This window comes from Streptomyces sp. NPDC002870 (genome assembly GCF_042888505.1).
GTDB lineage: Bacteria > Actinomycetota > Actinomycetes > Streptomycetales > Streptomycetaceae > Streptomyces.
Map to the genome: position 1 here is coordinate 121,065 of NZ_JBIAPW010000018.1, position 18,758 is coordinate 139,822.

At 66.7% G+C, this 18,758-nt stretch carries 13 protein-coding genes and 1 pseudogene; 6 read left to right on the forward strand and 8 right to left on the reverse strand.

Going from position 1 to position 18,758, the window contains the following annotated elements:
- The first annotated feature begins 13 nt into the window (after positions 1 to 13).
- Positions 14 to 154, forward strand: coding sequence for a hypothetical protein (locus tag ACFYWY_RS22535; RefSeq protein WP_389189495.1), 141 nt, complete (start codon positions 14 to 16; stop codon positions 152 to 154).
- Positions 147 to 1,847, forward strand: a complete 1,701-nt coding sequence (locus tag ACFYWY_RS22540) for an IS1182 family transposase (RefSeq protein WP_389189498.1) — start codon at positions 147 to 149, stop codon at positions 1,845 to 1,847. Before ACFYWY_RS22535 ends, ACFYWY_RS22540 begins: the two co-directional genes overlap by 8 nt.
- 84 nt (positions 1,848 to 1,931) lie before the next feature.
- Here the strand turns inward: ACFYWY_RS22540 and ACFYWY_RS22545 are convergent, their stop codons facing one another.
- A complete protein-coding gene (locus ACFYWY_RS22545; RefSeq protein WP_389189501.1) occupies positions 1,932 to 2,693 on the reverse strand; it encodes a metallophosphoesterase family protein in 762 nt (253 codons plus the stop codon).
- A 274-nt stretch (positions 2,694 to 2,967) separates the two neighbouring features.
- Here ACFYWY_RS22545 and ACFYWY_RS22550 point away from each other — a divergent pair, with 274 nt between their 5' ends.
- Positions 2,968 to 3,099 (forward strand): hypothetical protein, encoded by a 132-nt coding sequence (locus tag ACFYWY_RS22550; RefSeq protein ID WP_389189504.1) that lies wholly within the window; start codon positions 2,968 to 2,970, stop codon positions 3,097 to 3,099.
- 270 nt (positions 3,100 to 3,369) lie between these two features.
- Here ACFYWY_RS22550 and ACFYWY_RS22555 read toward each other — a convergent pair whose 3' ends face one another.
- The gene (locus tag ACFYWY_RS22555; protein ID WP_389189507.1) at positions 3,370 to 3,885 is read right to left on the reverse strand and encodes a DinB family protein; all 516 of its coding nucleotides are present in this window, start codon (positions 3,883 to 3,885) and stop codon (positions 3,370 to 3,372) included.
- 122 nt (positions 3,886 to 4,007) lie between these two features.
- Between ACFYWY_RS22555 and ACFYWY_RS22560 the strand changes: the two genes are divergently transcribed.
- Complete coding sequence (locus ACFYWY_RS22560; protein ID WP_389189510.1) at positions 4,008 to 5,672, forward strand: IS1182 family transposase; 1,665 nt, start codon at positions 4,008 to 4,010, stop codon at positions 5,670 to 5,672.
- 214 nt (positions 5,673 to 5,886) lie between these two features.
- On the opposite strand, the gene ACFYWY_RS22565 is transcribed toward ACFYWY_RS22560, so the two are convergent.
- Positions 5,887 to 6,498: a winged helix-turn-helix transcriptional regulator gene (locus ACFYWY_RS22565; protein WP_389189513.1), complete on the reverse strand. Its 612-nt coding sequence runs from the start codon at positions 6,496 to 6,498 to the stop codon at positions 5,887 to 5,889.
- 346 nt (positions 6,499 to 6,844) lie between these two features.
- Here ACFYWY_RS22565 and ACFYWY_RS22570 point away from each other — a divergent pair, with 346 nt between their 5' ends.
- Together ACFYWY_RS22570 and ACFYWY_RS22575 are read left to right on the forward strand one after the other, a co-directional pair.
- Positions 6,845 to 12,856 (forward strand): DNRLRE domain-containing protein, encoded by a 6,012-nt coding sequence (locus ACFYWY_RS22570; RefSeq protein ID WP_389189516.1) that lies wholly within the window; start codon positions 6,845 to 6,847, stop codon positions 12,854 to 12,856.
- A 367-nt stretch (positions 12,857 to 13,223) separates the two neighbouring features.
- On the forward strand, positions 13,224 to 14,243 hold the full coding sequence (locus ACFYWY_RS22575; RefSeq protein WP_389189519.1) for an FKBP-type peptidyl-prolyl cis-trans isomerase: 1,020 nt from the start codon (positions 13,224 to 13,226) through the stop codon (positions 14,241 to 14,243).
- 337 nt (positions 14,244 to 14,580) lie between these two features.
- Here the strand turns inward: ACFYWY_RS22575 and ACFYWY_RS22580 are convergent, their stop codons facing one another.
- The 5 genes and pseudogenes from ACFYWY_RS22580 to ACFYWY_RS22600 form a co-directional block, all read right to left on the reverse strand.
- Positions 14,581 to 16,005 (reverse strand): IS1380 family transposase, encoded by a 1,425-nt coding sequence (locus ACFYWY_RS22580; RefSeq protein WP_389189556.1) that lies wholly within the window; start codon positions 16,003 to 16,005, stop codon positions 14,581 to 14,583.
- 135 nt (positions 16,006 to 16,140) lie between these two features.
- Positions 16,141 to 16,260: pseudogene (locus tag ACFYWY_RS22585) on the reverse strand (AAA family ATPase); the annotation flags it as partial.
- Between the two features lie 134 nt (positions 16,261 to 16,394).
- Entirely contained in the window at positions 16,395 to 16,823 is a 429-nt protein-coding gene (locus ACFYWY_RS22590) for a hypothetical protein (protein ID WP_389189522.1), read from the reverse strand.
- Positions 16,824 to 17,147: 324 nt separating this feature from the next.
- Positions 17,148 to 17,693, reverse strand: coding sequence for a peptidoglycan-binding protein (locus ACFYWY_RS22595; RefSeq protein ID WP_389189525.1), 546 nt, complete (start codon positions 17,691 to 17,693; stop codon positions 17,148 to 17,150).
- Between the two features lie 201 nt (positions 17,694 to 17,894).
- Positions 17,895 to 18,464 carry a hypothetical protein gene (locus tag ACFYWY_RS22600; protein WP_389189529.1) on the reverse strand — a complete coding sequence of 190 codons (570 nt, stop codon included), beginning with the start codon at positions 18,462 to 18,464 and terminating at the stop codon, positions 17,895 to 17,897.
- Positions 18,465 to 18,758 lie beyond the last annotated feature (294 nt).

Consider the following 18,758-nt stretch of genomic DNA (forward strand, 5'->3'; position numbering starts at 1 on the left):
TCGTTTGCGACTGGTGACGATCCTGCTGGCTTATTCCGTGCCCGGCAGTGCTGGCGGCTCGTTGGTCGGGACAGCAGCGGCCGTCTTGGCGTTCCCGGTCGCGGGTGGGGTGTGGAATGTCGATGCGGCCGAGGCCATGGCCGAAGGTGCCTGAGCTGACCGCGCAGGTGGCGCGGGCTGTGGCGGCACGGGGCCCGTATCCGTTGGCGATGCGGGTCCGTGACGAGCTGGGCGAGCTGTTCGCGGACGCCGAGTTCGCCGAGGCGTTCGGAGCCAGAGGGCGACCGGGCTGGTCACCGGGCCAGCTGGCGCTGGTGACGGTGTTGCAGTTCGCCGAGAACCTCACCGATCGGGCGGCAGCGCATCGGGTGCGGTACGGCATGGACCTGAAATACGCGCTTGGCCTGGAGCTGGATGATCCCGGGTTCGACGCCTCGGTGCTGTCCGAGTTCCGCACGCGGTTGGTCGGGCACGGGATGGAGGAGAAGGTGCTCGACCTGCTGCTGACCGCCCTCAAGGACCGGGGCCTGGTGAAGGCCGGAGGCAAGCAGCGCACCGACTCCACCCGCGTGCTGGCGGCGGTACGCGACCTGAACAGGCTGGAGCTGGCCGGGGAAACACTGCGGGCCACGCTGGAGGCGCTGGCCTGTTCGGCCCCGGACTGGCTGACTCAGGCGGTGCCCGTTCGGGAATGGGCCGAATGCTACGGTCCGCGGACTCACTCCTGGCATCCGCCGGCTTCTACGAGCAAGCGGGAGGAGATGGCTCTGGTCTACGGCCGGGACGGGTTCGCGCTGCTGGAGGCGGTGCATGCCCCTGATGCTCCGGCCTGGCTGCGCGAACTCCCAGCGGTGCACGTCCTGCGGACGATGTGGGTGCAGAACTACCACCGCACCGTGACCGAGGCCGGGGCAGAGGTGAAGCGGCGGGAGAGCAAAGACCTCCCGCCCGGCAGACTGCGGCTGGCCTCCCCGTACGACACCGACGCGCGCTACGGCCTCAAGCAGGGCTCCTGGTGGACCGGCTACAAGATCCACATCAGCGAATCCTGCGACGATGCCGATGACCAGGACCCGGCTGCCGACGGCCAGGCGCTGATCCCCGGAGCCGACGGACCGCCGCCGCGCTTGATCACCGGCATCGCGACCACCGACGCCACAGTGACCGATGCGGAAATGACCGAACCGGTCCATCACATGCTCGCCGCCCGCGATCTCCTGCCGGCCCAGCACTTCCTCGACTCCGGTTACGCCTCCGCCGAGTTGATCGTGGGCATGAAGAAGAACTTCGGGGTCACCCTGGTCACCCCGGTCCTGATGAACAGCTCGCCCCAGGCGCGTGCCGGCGCCGGGTTCGACCGCACGGCGTTCACCATCGACTGGGACAAGCGGCAGGCCACCTGCCCACGCGGGGACACCAGCACCTGGTGGAGCCCCGCCACCCTGCGCGGCACCAAGGCCATCGTCATCAAGTTCGACAAGGAGACATGCCGCCCCTGCCCGGTGCGCGACCAGTGCACCAGCTCGAAGACCGGCGGCCGGACCTTCTCCCTGCAACCCCGCGAGGTTCAAGAAGTCCTCGACCATGCCCGCCTCCAGCAGGGTGACGAGCAGTGGCGAGCCAAGTACGGAACCCGCGCGGGCATCGAGGGAACCATCCACCAGGCCGTCGCGGTCACCGGGATGAGACGTGCCCGCTACCTCGGTCTCCAGAAGACCCACCTGGAGCACGTCTTCTCCGCCGTTGCACTCAACCTCATTCGCCTCGATGCCTGGTGGAACGGCCACCCGCTCGACCGCACCCGCGTCAGCCACCTGGCCCGACTCGACCTCTCCCTCGCCGCGTGACCGAATTGGGGTCTGAGATTGGTAGGCGTCGTTGATCGTGTAGTCGGTGTTCGGCTGCCCGCTGTCGTGGATGGGGAGCGAGCGTCACGGCCTGTGGTCGCGTCCGTCCCGTGGAGCGAAGGCTGCGAGAGCGTCGGTGTCGGTCGCGCGAGCGTTCAGGAAGTAGTCGGCCCACTCGGTGATGTCGGGGTAGGACGAGTCCTGGCCGAGTTGGGTGGCTGCGGCCTGGATGTCGAAGTGCGTGGTGCGGAGTTCGACGCCTGGGCCCAGGAGGGCCCAGTGTGCTCCGGTTCGTCCGTAGGGCATGCCGATGCTGCCGGGGTTGATCACGAGTCGGCCGTGGGCGAGGCGGACGAACGGCATGTGGGTGTGGCCGCAGACCACGGTGCGGATGTCGGTATCGAGTCCGTCGAAGACTTCCTTCCAGCGGTCGAGGCGGGAGTCGACCAGGACGACCTCCTCGTCATCGCGAGGGGTGGCATGGCAGAACAGCACCTTTCCCAGCCCATCCACGGACAGGGAGAGTGATCGTGGAAGCGAGCCGAGAAGGTCGAGATGGTCCTCGCGGAGCTGTGCGGCTGCCCAGGGGGCGATTGGGTCGGGGATCGTGTCGCGTTGCCCGCGGCGGTATTCAAGGAGTTCCCGATCGGCATTGCCGCTGATCCAGATGACGCGGTCGCCGAGGCTGGTCAGCAGGTCGAGAACCTGGGCCGGTTGCGGGCCGGCGGTGATGTCACCGGTGAGCACGATGTGATCGGCGGTGCTGACGTCTGGTTCGGCGAGCACTGCCTCCAGGGCCGGCAGGACTCCGTGAATGTCGGACAGAACGGCTACTCGGTTCGGCATGGTCACCACTGTGGGGTGAAGACAGCCGAGCGGTGTGATCTTTCGCCCGGCGCGTAGTTCAAGGGGCCGGTCATCGCGTGTGGTCGCCGGGTGTAGTTCTTCCAGGGGGCTCCGGCCTCAGTGGCGATGCGAGTGGTGCTCTTGTCGTGGTAGCCCAGCGCTTGGGCGATGACGGGCGCCGGGGCCTGGAGGACGAGCTGGCGGATGGCCGAGGTGCGGCCCTTCTCGGCCGGGACGCCGAGTTTCAGCAGCGCGTCTTGAGAACGTGATCAAGGTGGTCGCAGCCGTAGGCGCGGCGGGCATCGTTGCCGCGAAGGCCACGCCGCATGTCAAGAAGAGGTTCAACGACCTCAAGTCGAAGCTGAACCGCGAGTCGGAGGACACCGTCGAGGCCACCGCACAATAAGCCAGCAGGATCGGTGCCACTGTTCTTACCTACACCCCCTGGACCCCCGCGAGTTCGCGAAAACTGAAGGTACTTCAGCGGGAACCCGAGGGTCCGATGCCCGATGTTAGGAGGGTGGACCCGTGGGTTCGTGGTGAAGTCGCGGAGTCGGTCTCTATCGGCCGCTCCAGGAGAGCGCGGGCGGAGTTCGCTTACGGGCTCTCCCGCGATTGGTCGTGAGGCGTGTTGGCCTGGCTCCTGAGACAAGGGGCCCGCTACGCGGGAGCCGCGCTAGTAATAGCCCTTCGCGCCGTCGAGCAACTCCCGGACGATGTCCGCGTGCCCCGCGTGCCGCCCCGTCTCCTCGACGAGGTGGATCAGCATCCAGCGGAGGTTGGCGCTGCCGGAGCGGAAGTCGGGGTGCCGGCCGACGTCGTCCAGGGAGGCCGCGGCGACGATCTCATTGCTGCGGGCGCACTGAGCCTCGTATTCCACCAGGAGCTCGGTGAGGGGGCGGCCGTCGGTGTGCCAGTCGGCGTCCTCGCTCGACTCGTCGAACGCCGGGTTCTGCTTCTTGTCGCCGCCGAGGAACACCACCTCCAGCCACGTGTGCTCGGTCCAGCGCATATGGGAGATGAGGCCGGCCATCGTCATGGCTGGTGAGGTCGGGATGACCGAGCGGTGCGCGTCCTCGTCGCTCAGTCCCTCACATTTCCAGCGCAGGATCTGCCGCTGCAGGTCCAGCCAGCCGATGAGCGCGGTGCGTTCGTCCGCTTGGAGCGGGGGGCGTTCCAGTTCCGATGTCATGCCGGCGCACGCTACCGGGGCGGCCTGGAGAGGGACACCTGGATTTGCGGGCTCTTCCGCGATTGATGATCTTCGTCACGGTCGGGGACATCGGAGTGGTCATGCGAGTTATCCGGGTTGTGATGACTCATCAGATCCGTGCGGTGATGGCGCATCCCGCGTTCTGCGGTGTCGTGCGCGACCGGCTGGATGGGCTGTGGTGCGACGAGGACTTCGTCGACTGGTACCCGCGGGACGGGCGTCCGGGTCTCTCGCCTGCTCAACTGGCCACCGTCTGTGTGCTGCAGTTCCTGCTCGGCCTGTCGGACCGGCAGGCCGCCGAGGCGGTCCGCTGCCGCATCGACTTCAAGTACGCGATGGCCATGGAGCTGGACGACCCTGGCTTCCATCACAGCGTGCTGGCCGACTTCCGCGACCGTCTCGCCGAGGGAGATCGTGCTGACCGCCTCCTCGACCTCGCGCTGGCCCGCCTCAAGGAGGCCGGCCTGGTGCGCGAGCGCACCACGCAGCGCACCGACTCCACCCATGTCCTGGCCGCGGTGCGTGACCTGACCCGCCTGGAGCTGATCACCGAGGCGGTACGCGCCGCACTGGAAGATGTCGCCGGTGCCTTTCCTCACCTGCTGGACGACCTGGTCGATGAGGGCTGGGGGCGCCGCTACGGCCGAGCGGTCCGTCTGGGCAAGAACCCCACCAAGCCCAAGACCAGGATCCTCGCCACCGGAAACGACGCCGTCCGGCTCCTGGAACACCCCTACCGGCATGGAGCAGACCGCACGTCCGGCCCTCGCATCCAGGCCCTGCGCCAGATCATGGTGCAGAACTACCACCGTGACGCCGCAGGACACCTGCGCTGGCGCACCGCCGAAACGGAAGGCGGGCCCGGGCTGCCGCCCTCGTCCCGGACGATCGTCTCTCCCTACGACACCTCGGCCCGCTACGCACGGCACGGACACATCATCAGCTGGAAGGGGTTCTCCGCTCACCTGACCGAGACCTGTGCTCACGACGGCCCCAACGTGATCACTGACGTGGCCACCACCGCGGCCACCACCCACGACAGCCAGGTCCTGCCCGGCATCCACACCCGCCTGCGGCATCGCGGCCTGCTGCCCGCCGAGCACCTGGTCGACGCCGGCTACACCCCCCTGCCCCACCTGGAACAAGCCGCACGTGAACACCAGGTCACCGTCTCCGGGCCACTCCGGGGCAACCCCACCCGCCAACACCGCCGAGGCGAGGGCTTCGCCCGGGACGACTTCCACATCGACTACGACCGCCAGCAGGTCACCTGCCCCCAGGGCCAGGTCAGCCAGGGCTGGCACGGCCCCTACCCGACCTCTTCACCCACCGCGGCCCCGCTGATCGTGGCCCGGTTCACCAAGAGTCAGTGCCAGCCCTGCCCGGCCCGCGCCCAGAGCACCACCTCCCGTGAAAGCACCCGCACCGTGGGCTTTCCCCCACGAGAACTCCGCGACCTGCAACTCCGCGTCCGCACCGAGCAGCAGACGCCCGAGTGGAAGACCCGCTACGTGGTCCGCTCCGGAGTGGAGGGCACGGTCAACGAGTTCGCCCACGGACACGGCATGCGACGCTGCCGCTACCGAGGACAGGGAAAGGCCCACATCCAGCACGTCCTGACGGCCATCGCCGTCAACATCGAGCGCCTCAGCGGACTGCCGCCGACCGAGGAAGCACCCACGCCCCGTCGGCCGACCGCCTTCCAGAACTACCTCGACCAGCGCGAGATACCCCGGCCGAAGTCCTGGCGAACCCTGGGCAGCTGACCTCGGCAACTCCAAGATCCCCGACAGAGTCAAGCTCAGTGCCTCTGCTGACGATCAGCGGCTTGAGCCGGTCTTGGCTCCGCGGTGTCGGCCGGTCGGCGGACTGGCCGGGTGGCCAGCGCGGCTGCGAGCACGCGGGGTTCTGGTCGTACATCTGCGAAGCGGCTGTGCGGGTTCCAGGTGGGAAAGGCGCGGGCCAGGTCGCGGGGGCCGGTCACAGCGACGTGGCCGGACCGCACCGCCTGGGCCCAGGTCGTCCAGCCCATGTGCCATCGGGTGAACGCTGCCGGGTCGGCGACCACGACAGGTCCTCGTCCCCGCCTGGGCTGTGCACGCACACCTCGGCGCCGCCGTGCTCGTACAGCAGCCAGAACCGGTTCGGGGGCCTGAGCACCGGGAAGTCCAGGCGCACCACCACGCGGTGGTCGGGGAGCGCGGCGGGGTCGGCGGAGCGGCACATCGCCCACAGCACCGGATACGGGTCGAGGTGCTCGGGTGCCAGCTCCAGCCAGCGGACGCCCCATGCGCCCAGCGCCAGGCACACCTGCCACAGGTCCGTGCCGGCCTCGGTCAGGCGGTAGCGGACGGAGTGTCCCGGTCCCTGGTCGCGGCTCAGCAGGCCGTGCCGTTGAAGCTCACGCAGCCGGGCGGCGAGCAGCGTGCGGGACATGCCCGGCGCGCCGCGCAGGATGTCGCTGAACGTCTCGCAGCCAGCGCCAGGTTCCGCACTATCAGCGGTGTCCAGCGCTCGGCGAACACCTCGGACGCCCCTGCCCATGGGGCTGGCCCGAAGACCCCCGGCGGTGATCACGCGTGCATCTTCCATGCGCTGCGCACCAAAATTGCTTACCAGCAACGGGAGTTGATCCTTGCTGCGTACCAGCGCGCACGGCTTTGGTTCCCGGATTCGCGTAATCGTGATGAGAGTCACATGGCTGTCGTTGGATCTAGCTCGCCCTGTATACGACTCTCTGGGGGCTTATTTGATCTTTTCTCTCTGGATACGTTCCGGTCGCCTGATCACGCTGATCAGGAGATACGGAGTTCCAGAAATGGGCAGATTCTTGCTCGCCTCAGGTGAGCGGGGATGGGCAGTTCCCTTCGGGGGGCGTCCCAGACGCAGTCGCGCCTTTCGTAGGCGTCACCTGCGGCGTACAGCCACTGCGTTGGCCATGCTGCTGACGGCAGAGGCAGCAGTGACGGCCATGACCACCGGACAGGCACTGGCCTTGCCGTCCCGATCCACCCAAACCACGGCCCTGTCCACGGGACGGGCGGCGGCCGTGCCGTCCGGATCCACCCAAGCCGCGGAGTCGTCGACGCCTTCCGGCCCGGCGCAGTCCCCGGATGAGGCCTCGGCGCGGGTGATGGCGCGGGTGCAGGACCGGCGCATCGAGATCCTGGACGCGCGGACGGAGGACACCACGAGCTGGGTGAACCCGGATGGGACGGTGAGTGTGGAGTCGTTCACCGGGCCGATCCGGGTGAAGGACTCACACGACAAGTGGCAGCCGGTGGATGTCACGCTGGCCGAGGTGGACGGAAAGGTGGTGCCGAAGGCAGCCGCCGCCGATATCGCCTTCTCTGCCGGTGGTAGCAAGACGCCCTTGGCGCAGGTCACCCGCGGGGAGAAGACTCTGGGCGTGGCCTGGGACGGCACCCTGCCCGCCCCGGTGTTGAAGGGCAACACCGCCACCTACCCGGGCGCGGTCCCCGGCGGAGATGTGGTGGTCACCGCGCTCCCGGAGGGCTTCTCACACTCGGTGATCCTGCACCAGAGGCCGGACGGCCCGGTGGAGTTCCGCCTGCCGATCATGGCTGAGGGCCTGACCCTCAAGGAGACTGCGGATGAGCGCCTGCGCTGGGATGACTCCAAAGGCAAGCAGGTCGCCGCTGCTCCGCCGCCACTGATGTGGGATGCCTCCGAGGAGGCGAAGTCCCAGGATCCCGAGCACGCCGAAATTGTCAACGCTGTGGTCGATAACGCTGCGGACGGTGGCCAGGTGCTGGTGCTCAAGCCCAGTGCTGAGTTCCTCTCCGACCCGGATGTCACCTATCCCGTAGTCATTGACCCGACCAACACATTGGCCGGGCCGACCACGGACACGTGGATCCAGGATTCGGACTACCCGACCAGCCAGCGCGGGTCGACAGAGCTGAAAGCCGGCACTTACGACGGTGTGCAGAAGGCTCGCTCCTACCTGAAGTTCGATGTCACGGAGTACAGTGGCAAGAAGATCGTTGATACCGATCTGCGCCTGTACTCGTACTACTCATCCACCTGCTCGGCCTCCGGCTCGGGTGTGCAGGTGCGGCGGATCACCTCCGCCTGGGATCCGGCCGCGATCTCATGGTCCGCGCAGCCATCGACGACCGCCACAGGGGCTGTGACGTCGACCGCGGCCAAGGGATACAACTCCTCCTGCCCCGCCGGCCATGTCTCGTGGGACGTGGACACGATCGTGCAGGACTGGGCGGACGGCCAGGCCAACCACGGCATCCGCCTGGCGGCGGTCAACGAGACCGACACGCTCACCTGGAGGCGGTACCGCTCGGCCAACTACGTCGACGGCTCACACGACCCCGACGACGAGCCGTCGCTGACGGTGACCTACAACTCCTACCCGGCCTTGCCCACATCGCCCGCGATATCCCCGAGCGTCTTGAATGCCTACAACGGCAAGCGTTACGTCACCACGCTCACCCCGCAGCTGTCGGCCAAGATCAGCGACGCGGACGGCGGGACGGTCAAGGCCCAGTTCGAGATCACACCGGACCCCGCCTATAACGACACCACCTACACCTACACCGGTACCACCAGCAGCGTGGCCTCCGGCTCGACGGCGTCGCTGACGATCCCTTCAGCGAACGCCTTCCCAGCCGGCACGCACCTGCGGTACCGAGTCCGCGGCTACGACGGATCCCTGTACGGCTCATGGAACGGCTACACCGCCTTCGTCCTGAACACGGGCAAGCCAGCGGCGCCGAGCATCAGCTGTTCCCCGTACGCAAAGGACACGTGGACGGCCAAGGCGACCGGCGGCGCCCAGTGCACCTTCGATACAAGCTCCACCGATGGGCAGGGCTACTACTGGGGGCTGAACGACCCCAACACCCCCACGCGGATTGATGACGCCACCGACGGGAACGGCGGTGACCCGCTCACCGTGACGGTCAACCCCGGCGATGGCTGGCACACCCTGTATGCCAAGACCGTCGACTCCGGCGGCAACTTGTCCACCACTGCGACCGCGTACAAGTTCGGCGTCGGCGCGGACGGCGCCGCCCTGCTCGCCCCGGGGGACGGGGACCGACCGGCGCGTCGGGTCGCCCTAGCCGCCACCGGCAAGCCCACCTACACCGGCGTGACGTACCAGTACCGGCGTGGCGAGACCGACGCCTGGAAGAACGTCCCACTCGGCGACGTCACCAAGAACTCCGACGGTTCCCCAGTCACCTCCTGGCCGCTGGCTGCGCCCAACGGCGCCCCGCCAGCACTGGTGTGGAACATCACCACCACCTTCGCTGAGGACGGCCCCATCGATGTGCGGGCTGCGTTCACTGACGGCACCACCACCGGCTATTCACCGGCCAACACCGTCATCATCGACCGCAACGCCGGCACGGCTCCCTCCGAGGACGTCGGGCCTGGTCAGGTGAACCACCTGACGGGCGACTATCTGCTCTCGGCCACTGACGCCTCAGCATTCGGTCTGTCGGTCAGCCGCATCGCCTCTTCCCGTCGTCCCACCGCGGGGGCCGATGCAGAAGGCCAGGTAGCGATCTTCGGGCCCCAGTGGACCTCCGGCACCATGGCAGAGGCATCCGAATCCATATGGGCATACGTGCGCAAGACATCCGCGACCTCGGTCGCGATCACCGACGCCCACGGTGCGCAGATCGGCTTCACAGCCACCTCCGCCGGGGGGTGGAAGGCCGAACCGGGTTCCGAGAAGCTCACACTCACAGGGTCGCTCACAGGTTCCTTCACACTGCAGGAGACCGACGGCACCAAGACGACCTTTGCGAAGATCGACGCTGACGCCACCACCTGGCAGGCAGCTACCACCTTCCGGGCCTCCGACAACACCACCACCACGGTGGTCTCCGAGAAGGTGGTTTCCGGCAGCAACACGCTGGCGCGTCCGAAGTTGGTCATCGCGCCGACGTCTGCCGTGTCGGCCAGCACCTGCGCGGCGACTCCGTCGACCCGTGGCTGTCGGCTGCTCGAGTTCGTGTATGCCACCTCGACCACCGCAACCGACTCCGCCTTCGGTGACGTTGCTGGCCAGGTGCAGGAGATTCGGCTGTGGTCCACTGCACCGGGTGACTCCACGGCGACGTCCAAGGCTGTGCAGATGTACCTGTACGACGCCGCCGGACGGCTCCGACACGTATGGAATCCTCAGATCAGCCCGTCGCTGAAGACCGCGTACAGCTACGACACCGCCAACCGTGTCATCGCGCTCACCCCGCCGGGTGAGCTGCCGTGGACCTTCACCTACGGCAAGGCCGGCAACGCCGCCACCGCAGGAAACGGCATGCTGCTGAAGGCTTCCCGGCCCTCGCTAACGCCGGGGAGCAAGACCGAAACCAACGGCACTGCGACCACCAGCGTGGTGTATGACGTTCCGCTGACCGGCACGAACGCCCCCTACGCGATGGGGGCCAGTCACGTAGCCGCCTGGGGCCAGACGGATCTCCCCACCGACGCAACGGCGGTTTTCCCGGCCGATGCTGTTCCCGCGTCGAACGACGGCGCAGCTCTGACCGCGAGCAGCTACACCCGGGCCAGCATCTCCTATATCGATGCCTCGGGACGGCAGGTCAACACGGCAAGCCCCGGTGAGCACATTGGTACGGCCGAATTCGACCGCTTCGGAAACGTGGTCCGCGAGTTGTCCGCGAGTAACCGGGAGCTGGCACTCGCCACTTCCGGAGCCGCACTCGACGAGCTGACCAGGCTCGGCCTGAACATCCTGCCGACCGCCCATCGCGCCCAGCAACTGTCCACCACCTTCGCCTACTCGGCGGACGGGCAGCGGCAGATGGAGGAATACGGCCCACTCCACCTCGTCATCCTCGAGAAGCAGCTTGCCGCAGGCGCGGGAGGCACGTCGCTGCCGGCGGGTACGGAGGTTCCCGCGCGCAAGCACACCGTCAATACGTACGACCAGGGTCGTCCTACTGACGGCAGTGCCACAGTCTCCGGCCTGATCACCAGCACCCGCGTGGGCGCTTACGTCGATGGCTACCCCACTGACGCCGATGTGCGTACCACCGCCACTACTCACGACTGGACGAAGGGACTGGAGACATCCACCATCGATGATCCGAACGGCCTGAGGATCACCAAGCAAACCGCTTACGACGCCTCCGGCCGCGTCATCAAAACCGTGAAGCCGATGTCCAGCGGCACTGACGCCGGTACGACGGTGACCACGTACTGGTCTGCCACCGGCACCGGCGCATGCAACGGGCGAACGGAGTGGGCCGATCTGGTCTGCTCGGTAGGACCGGCCGGAACCATCACGGGTAGCGGGAGCAATCCCAACCAACTGCCCACCCAGACCACCGAGTACGACAGGTGGGGCAACCCCGCAAAGGTCACCCGGACGGCCAACGGATCAACTGCCACCACCACCACGACCTATGACAGCGCGGCGCGAGCCGTGCGGATCTCCGTCGCAGGAGGGGGCGACGCCGTCTCCGACATCATCACTACCTACGACGACAAGACAGGCAAGGTCGCGACCGTCACCTCTGGCGGCCACACCGTTACCCATGCGTACGACGACCTCGGACGCGAGGTGGGCTACAACGACGGAGCAGGGAACGCCGCAACGCGGGAGTACGACGCTCTCAACCGCCTGACGAAGGTCAGTGACTCGGCCCCGTCCACCACCACCTACGCGTACGACACGGCAAAGGACTCTCGAGGCATTGCCACGTCGGTAACGGATGCGGAGGCGGGTACCTTCTCCGGCACCTACGACGCGGACGGCAACCTCAAGACCGGAACACTCCCAGGCGGGTACCAGCTCACCACCACTCGGGACGCCACCGGCGCTGAGACGGCCCGCAGTTACACCGACACCAGCGACCAGAGCGTGCCGCTGGCGGACAACGCTGCCTACACCGTGCACGGCAATACTGGTGCGCGCAATCACACGACTGGCGTCACTGTCGGAACAACCTTCCAGTACGACGCCGCGGGCCGCGCGACCCGAGCGGATACGGAAAACGACACCTCGTGTATCCGCAAGGCGAACGAGTACAACAGCAACAGCAGCCTGATCAAACAGACAACATTCCAGGCCGACTGCGCGAGCATCGACACAGCACAGGGCGATGCCGAGACGTTCGCTTTCGACAGCGCCGACCGTCCGATCGACAGCGGCTACTCCTACGACGCCTTCAGCCGCTGGCTCACCCGCCCGGACGGCACGACTCAGAAGTACTTCGCCAACGACCTCGCCAGCCAGGAGACGACTGGCGGCAACCGACAGTCGTGGACGTTGGACGCTGAAGGCCGGCCGGCGTCGTGGACCACGGAGCAGCAGAACCAGGACAGCACCTGGAGCCTCGTCGACACCACAACCAGCCACTACGCGGAGGAGGGAGGCCAGCCGAGCTGGGTGGAGAGCGCCGCGGGAATCACGCGAAATATCCAGGACCTCGAGGAGCGCGTTGCTGTGACAACCACCAGCGGCAGCGAAGTGCTTCAGCTGACAAATCTCGACGGGGACGCCGCAGTTCGGATTCCGCTCGCTTCAGCACCGACTGGAATTGGCACTATGAGCGCGGTCGGATCGGTCTCTCTCGGTAGCTTCGGCTATGACTTCAACGGGCTGTCGATCAGTATTCCCATCGGCTGCTGGTGGACCCACAGCATCAATGGAAGAGGGAAGTACATCAACTGGGAGATAGCGGGAGTCGACTGCTACGGGCCGGGAGTCTTTTCAAGGTTCTGTAACACCAGGATCGACTTCAGTTACGCCAACACCAATAACACCACATACCGCACGAGCAGGGGTAGGACGCATTACACGTGCTACTGGAGCCATGTCCCCGTGCGTCACGCCCCAGGGAAGCGGACTCTGCCGTACTACGGTAAGGCTTGTGCCAAGCTCTACATCAACGGGTCGAGGAGAGCTGTGCAATGCCACTTCATCGCGAAGTGATGAGCCGATGACAGGACGCGATGACGAACGGCCAACAATGAAGATGTGGTTGGCAGAAGGCACGGTTTTCGTCATCGTTTCGGGCGTGACATTCGTTGCGTGCCTGGCGCTATTGCCCCGCCCAGGCACGCTAGATGTCGGAGCGACCGCCCTGCTGATCGCAGTATCCGCAGGTGTTGGCATCATTGTCAGCAATCGATTCAGGGCATGGGGACTGCGCCGCAAACGAAGGTAGTCGCCAGTTAACCTCTGCTGCTCCGCCGGCCGACCCATCGGCCGGCGGAGCAGCGCCCCGCAGTGCGATTTGCCAACCAGAGCGACGGCCTGCCTATTAGGGGAAGCCGCTCATTCATTGAGCAGGAATGCCATGCGTCGCATAGCCTCACTTACTGTCCTCCCGATCCTGCTGGTGGCCGGATGCAGTGTTGACGAGCCGCCTTCGGCCCGACCGGGCAGCCATCGACCACTGACAGTGCCGCCAGTTCCCGAACCACATGGCCAACCGGTCCCGAACTCAGTCCGCTCGGACACCGTTCTTCCTGCCGTAACAGGAAAATTCGGCAGGGAAGCGAAAATCGTCCTTCCAAAAACCAATCCAACAGGCAAGTTCGTCATCACGAATGTGCTCCACGGCCAAGGCCGGAAGGCCCGTAATAACGACATTGTGATCGTCAACTACACAGCCAGGGCCTGGAAGCGCGGCGAAGCCCTCCCCAGCACCTACGGAGAAGGCCGAAAGCCCCTGGTGTTTCCAGTCGGCCAGGGAACGGTGATTCCAGCCTTGGGGCACGCGGTTGAAGGGCAGCGGGCTGGCAGCCGCCTTCTTGTGGTGGCCCCACCTGCTGCCGCATACGGCGAGACGGGCAACGCCAAGCTCGGCATCTCGCCTACGGACACCGTCGTCTTCGTCGCCGACATAGTGAAGGTCATCGACGCGAAGTCCATCGTGCACGGTCGGCAGCAGGTCACGCCAAAGGGACTGCCTCAGGTGCATGCGGACCGCTCGCCCGACCGAATCGCGGTGCCCGACACCGCGCCGCCTCGCCGCCTCGTCTCCAGGGCCCTGGTGGTCGGTGGCTCCGGTCCCACGGTCGAGGCGGGCCAAGCACTGGTGTTCCAGTACTCCGGCGCGGTTTGGGCCACCAACCGCGGCAAGGAGCAGGCCACACTGTTCGACTCCTCCTTGTCCCAGGGCAGCCCCCGCACTGCCGTGATCGGTCGTGGGAACCTCATCGAGGGGCTGGACCGAGCCCTGGTAGGTGCAAAGGTTGGCAGCAGAATTCTGCTCGTCATCCCTCCGGAGCTGTCCTACGGTGTTCAGCCCCAAAAGGGCATTCCCGCCAATTCCACCCTGGTCTTCGTTGTTGACATTCTGGCGGCAGCGTAGGCTGAGCCGGTACCCGCCTACGGACGTCATTTCCTCGAATAGAAGGTCTCTCCGGCACCGGTGACACCACCTCCGAGACCATGCCCTGATCCTCGGCTGCCGCGACCGTGTCGGCCGAGATCGCCGACGGGAGGAGCGCGGCCGCGGCCACGGTGCCCGCGTAGGTGGGGAAGGAGCGTCTGTTAGCCTCGCCGTTTCGGTTGGTGTGATGAGACGCGGCTGATCGTCAGCTGTCGGATGAGCGAGGCGTTTTCGGTGCTCGGGCATGGCGGAGGCCCGGCGCGGTGGTCGGGTTCTCCAGGTCCGTGGGGTCGTGGCGGTCAGGTGGTATTGCCGGTCAGCCGGCCGGGCGGGGCAGCGCGGCCAGGCGATGGAAGGCCGTGACCAGCTCGTTTCTCCAGGGCCAGGTCGCCGAGATCCGCAAGCGCAGACGGCGGCCGCCGCGGGTGAGGCGTGCGGCGACGTGCAGCAGCCGGTAGCGGAGCTTCTTCGGCTCGGCGGATGCGAGTTCGCCGTCCAGCAGCAGGACGCGCGTCCAGGCCAGCAAGTCGATCGCCGCGAGGCTGAGTTCGAGCCAGGCGGAGTTGACGTGAAAGTCGCGGGAGGGGAAGCGGCCGAAGCCGGTGGTCTTGCCGCACCGGATGTGGTCCTCGACGGTGGCATGCCCGCGGTGGCGGACTTCCAGGAACTGGGCGGAGCCGCCACCGGAGTAGGGGGTGTCGGTGAGGAACACTTGATGGCGCCGGCCCTCGTCCTGGTCGAACAGGGACAGCTGGGCTCCGGGGTGCGGCCGCTCCCGGCGCACAATGACGCGGGTGCCGTTCGGGTAGCCGTCCAGATCGATCATGCCTGTCAGCTCGGCGACCTCGGCCCCGGCACGCAGCGTTCCGTCCTGGTCCAGGGCGGGATGCCAGAGGCGGTCGGGCATGGCCCGAATGGCGCGTCGGACCGGCTCAGTGATGGCGTATCCGACCGAGAAGCAGGTACGGATTCCTCGTTTCCGCAGGTCGCGGACGTGCGCGAGGAAGGCTTTCGCGGATCCGGCGCTGTCGGTGCGGACGAGGATGTCGGTGCCGTGCCGGTGGGCGTCAGGGATCTGCGCGAGCGCCTGGTCGAGCACCGCGATGTGATCGGCGGTGGTGTTGGCGCCGGCGTTCCCGGGCCGCAGCCGGCCGGACAGTGCCTCGCCGGTGTTGGCCAGGAAACACAGCAGCGGGTGGAAGCCGAAGCCGCCCTTATAGGTGGGTGCGGCCTGCGCTTTCTCGGAGTGGCAGGTGACCAGCGTGGCATCAAGGTCCAGGACCAGACCGGGCAGCATGCGCCCCGCGGTCCGGGCTGCGGGGATGCCCTCACCGTGCTCGGCGGCCTGCAGCCAGGCGACTTCCCGGGCCTGGGCGCGGGCAGAAGCCAGCGAGGCAAGGGCGGTCTCGTCGACATCGGCGAGCAGCCGCCAGGCCGTCGGTGTCGAGGCGACAGGCCCGAAGACTGCTGCCTGGTCCCGCAGTACGGCAAGGTCTGCGATGGCCTCGCCGCCGTCGGCGAGCATCACCGCCAGGTCGGTGGCGATCCGGCCCGGGTCATGTCCGGTCCCGCGCGGCCGAAGCGGCCTGAGCGCGGCGGAGTACGCGGCGGTCAGCCCGGTGGCATCAGCGAGATCCGCCAGCACATGCCCGACCACCCCCGAACCATCGGCACTGACCTGAACCTTGGGACGCAACCCGATAGCCTGCACGTAGAAAGTGCCCTCCGCCTGGACCGACAGAACCCCTCAGCAAGGTTCATCGTCCCAGGTCAGGAAGGCACTTTCGTATTTCCGCCGCAACAACCCCGAACCCAAGCGAAACGGCGAGGCTAAACGATCACGTTCGGAAAGCGGATGGCGTCTGACCAGAGCGCGTCACCCTGCGGCTGTGTTCTTCTGGGCTTTGGAGCGAGCCAGGCGATATGACTCGGTGCCGGTCTCGATGATGGAGGCGTTGAAGGTGAGCCGGTCCACGATCGCCGCGCAGAGCCGCGGAGGCCCGCCGGGCCGCACTCGACGTCGGCGGCGAGGCCCTGCGGGCCCTCATCGCGGGCCCCCACCCCTGGCCCCGGGCAGCTCGAAGATGACCGTGGCTCCGCACTCGGCGTCGGATGCGGAGCCACGATCGTTCAACCGTGGACGGTGCAATGGACGGTGCCCAGGGAATTCTGGTCACACACAGCCCGGTGCCAGTCATGGATGCGCGTGAGGCTCCACTTGTCGATCCACCGCCAGGAGCCCGACGTGCCGAAACGCACGTAGTAGCCGCGGTCGTTGAAGCCGAAAGCGTCCACGTCCGTCCAGTAGCCGGTGGTGGTGTGGGCACCGACCCAGCTCAGCAGGCACCTACTCCAGTAGTAGGAGTTGGATGTCGCGTTCCCGTCCTTGTTCCAGGTAGTACACCCGACAGCGCCCTCGTTGATCTCGGCCATGATCATGCGGTAGTCGGTGTTGTTCTCCAGCGTGCCGTAGATGCCCTGAGGTCCGGCGTGCGCCGTAGTGGCAGGGAGGATGGATGCTGCTACGAACATGGCCGCTGCGACGAGTCTTCTGATCATCGAGCACCTTCCTAGTGGGCTCTTGCTCACCGTCGTAGACGGTGCAACCAGTCGGACTATTGGGGAAGATGTCTGACAGCCTGTTTTGAGCCCTCCGCCCGGGTTGATCCCGGCCCCCAGACCACAGCGCTGTCCTGATGGCCGGCAGCCCCGTGACCAACGCGGGGACACCCGTGATCATCGGCTCTTCCGGGGCATCAGTCTCCATCTGGACATTCACGCCGTCTCTCTCCGCCGTTACCGAGGCGCCGAAGCGAAACGGGTACTCCAGCCACACGTATCAGACAGCTCCTGACCTGCGGTTTTGAGGCTCAAAACAGGCACTCAGCAGTCGCCGATGTAGTAGTGGTAGTAGGCGGGCCATTGCCAGGAGTCTTCGACGTAGGGGACTCGGTAGGCTCCGGCGAGGCTGCTGTCGTTCGGGCTGATCCGGATGAAGTAGATGTCCCGGGCTCGTCCGTCGTAGACGAGCGTCGTGGTGCCGTCTGACTGGGTTTCGTAGATCCGGAGTTTGTCGTCGGCCCGGCCCATGGTGATGGGGCCGGCCGATCCGTCGACGCCGACGCCGTGGTCGGACTGCCATGACCGGGTTGCCGCTGTTGTCCTGGGGCCGTAGTCGCAGTCGACGTCGCTCGCGGTGAGGTATCCGTCGGCGTAGAGGACGGCCTGCCACAGGCCGGTGGCAATGCTCTTCTTGTGGTGGTTGCTGGAGTTGAGGTTGCCTTCGTCCGCCCAGTCGTTCGTCGGGTCTCCAAATCCCGATATGAAGCCTTCGGCATGGGTCGCGTTCGCCGGTCCGGGGCTGATGACGCCGACGCCGAGGATGGCGAGGAGCGCCATCAGGACCACGGTGTACCTTCGCTTGTTCATCCTTGCCTGTTCCTCCTCGATGGGAACCAACGTCTGCCGGTCGTCACGGCACCGCCGCGCGGGGGGGGGGGGGGGGGGAGGGGCTACCAGAAGGACGCCGCCAATTGCGAGCTCCGCGTCAGCGGGCCGGCGACGACGGCCGCCGGAGACCTCTTCTTCCGCTGACGTTCGGACACAGAGATGCGGCTGCCCCCTCAACTCTCAGAATCCGGCCGGGGGCGGGACGTTCGTGCTGATGTTTCCGTAGGTGGAGTTGGAGCCGTAGGCGATCCTGATGAAGATGTTCGTGGCCCGGCCGCTGAAGTTCGCCGTCTTGGTCGTCCACACGCCGTTGCACTCACTGGACGCGGCGCTGGTCCCGTTCGGGGACAGGATGACCAGTGCCTTCGCGCACACACCGTCGGTGCGGGAGTCGAGCAGCTGGAACTTCACCGTCTGCCAGTAGGTGCCGTCGATGATGTCCTTCCCCCAGGTGACGGTGCAGTTCCGCAGCCTCGCGTGGGTCACTCCCGCCGAGTCGTTGACCCACAGGGATTCGCACGTGACGGTCTTCGTGCGGATCCCGTCGTCGGCGACGGCAGCAGTCGGCCAGGCCGAGGCCCCCGTGAGCATCGCGGCGAGTGCCAGGCCTGACACGGCCGCGGCGGCTTTTGCCCGGGGACGCTCCGTGCCGCGCATGCGCCTTTCACGCTCCGTACGAGGCAGGGGGAGCCGGGATCGTACGCGGTCCGGCTGAGGCACACCCACGGCGTTCTGCGGACGGTTCTGCATGCAGTCCTCCCTTGATCTTGTTTCGTTCACCGGTTGCTGCTTCACCGTGTGCCGGACGGCGGCTTGTCAGGAAGACGCGGCGGCATCGGACAAACAACGCCGGACAATGAATGGGCCACGGAACGGTGAGCGGGTCGTCGGTGCGAACAGCCCTTGACCTGCTCCGACGTATCGAAAACTCGTGCGGCATGCGGCAGTTGGCCCTACCATGACGGATGCCCCGTCGATCGGGCCGTCCCGCCTTTGGGATCAGCGGCGGGGCTCTGGCGTTCGCATCCATTGCCTTTGAGCCGC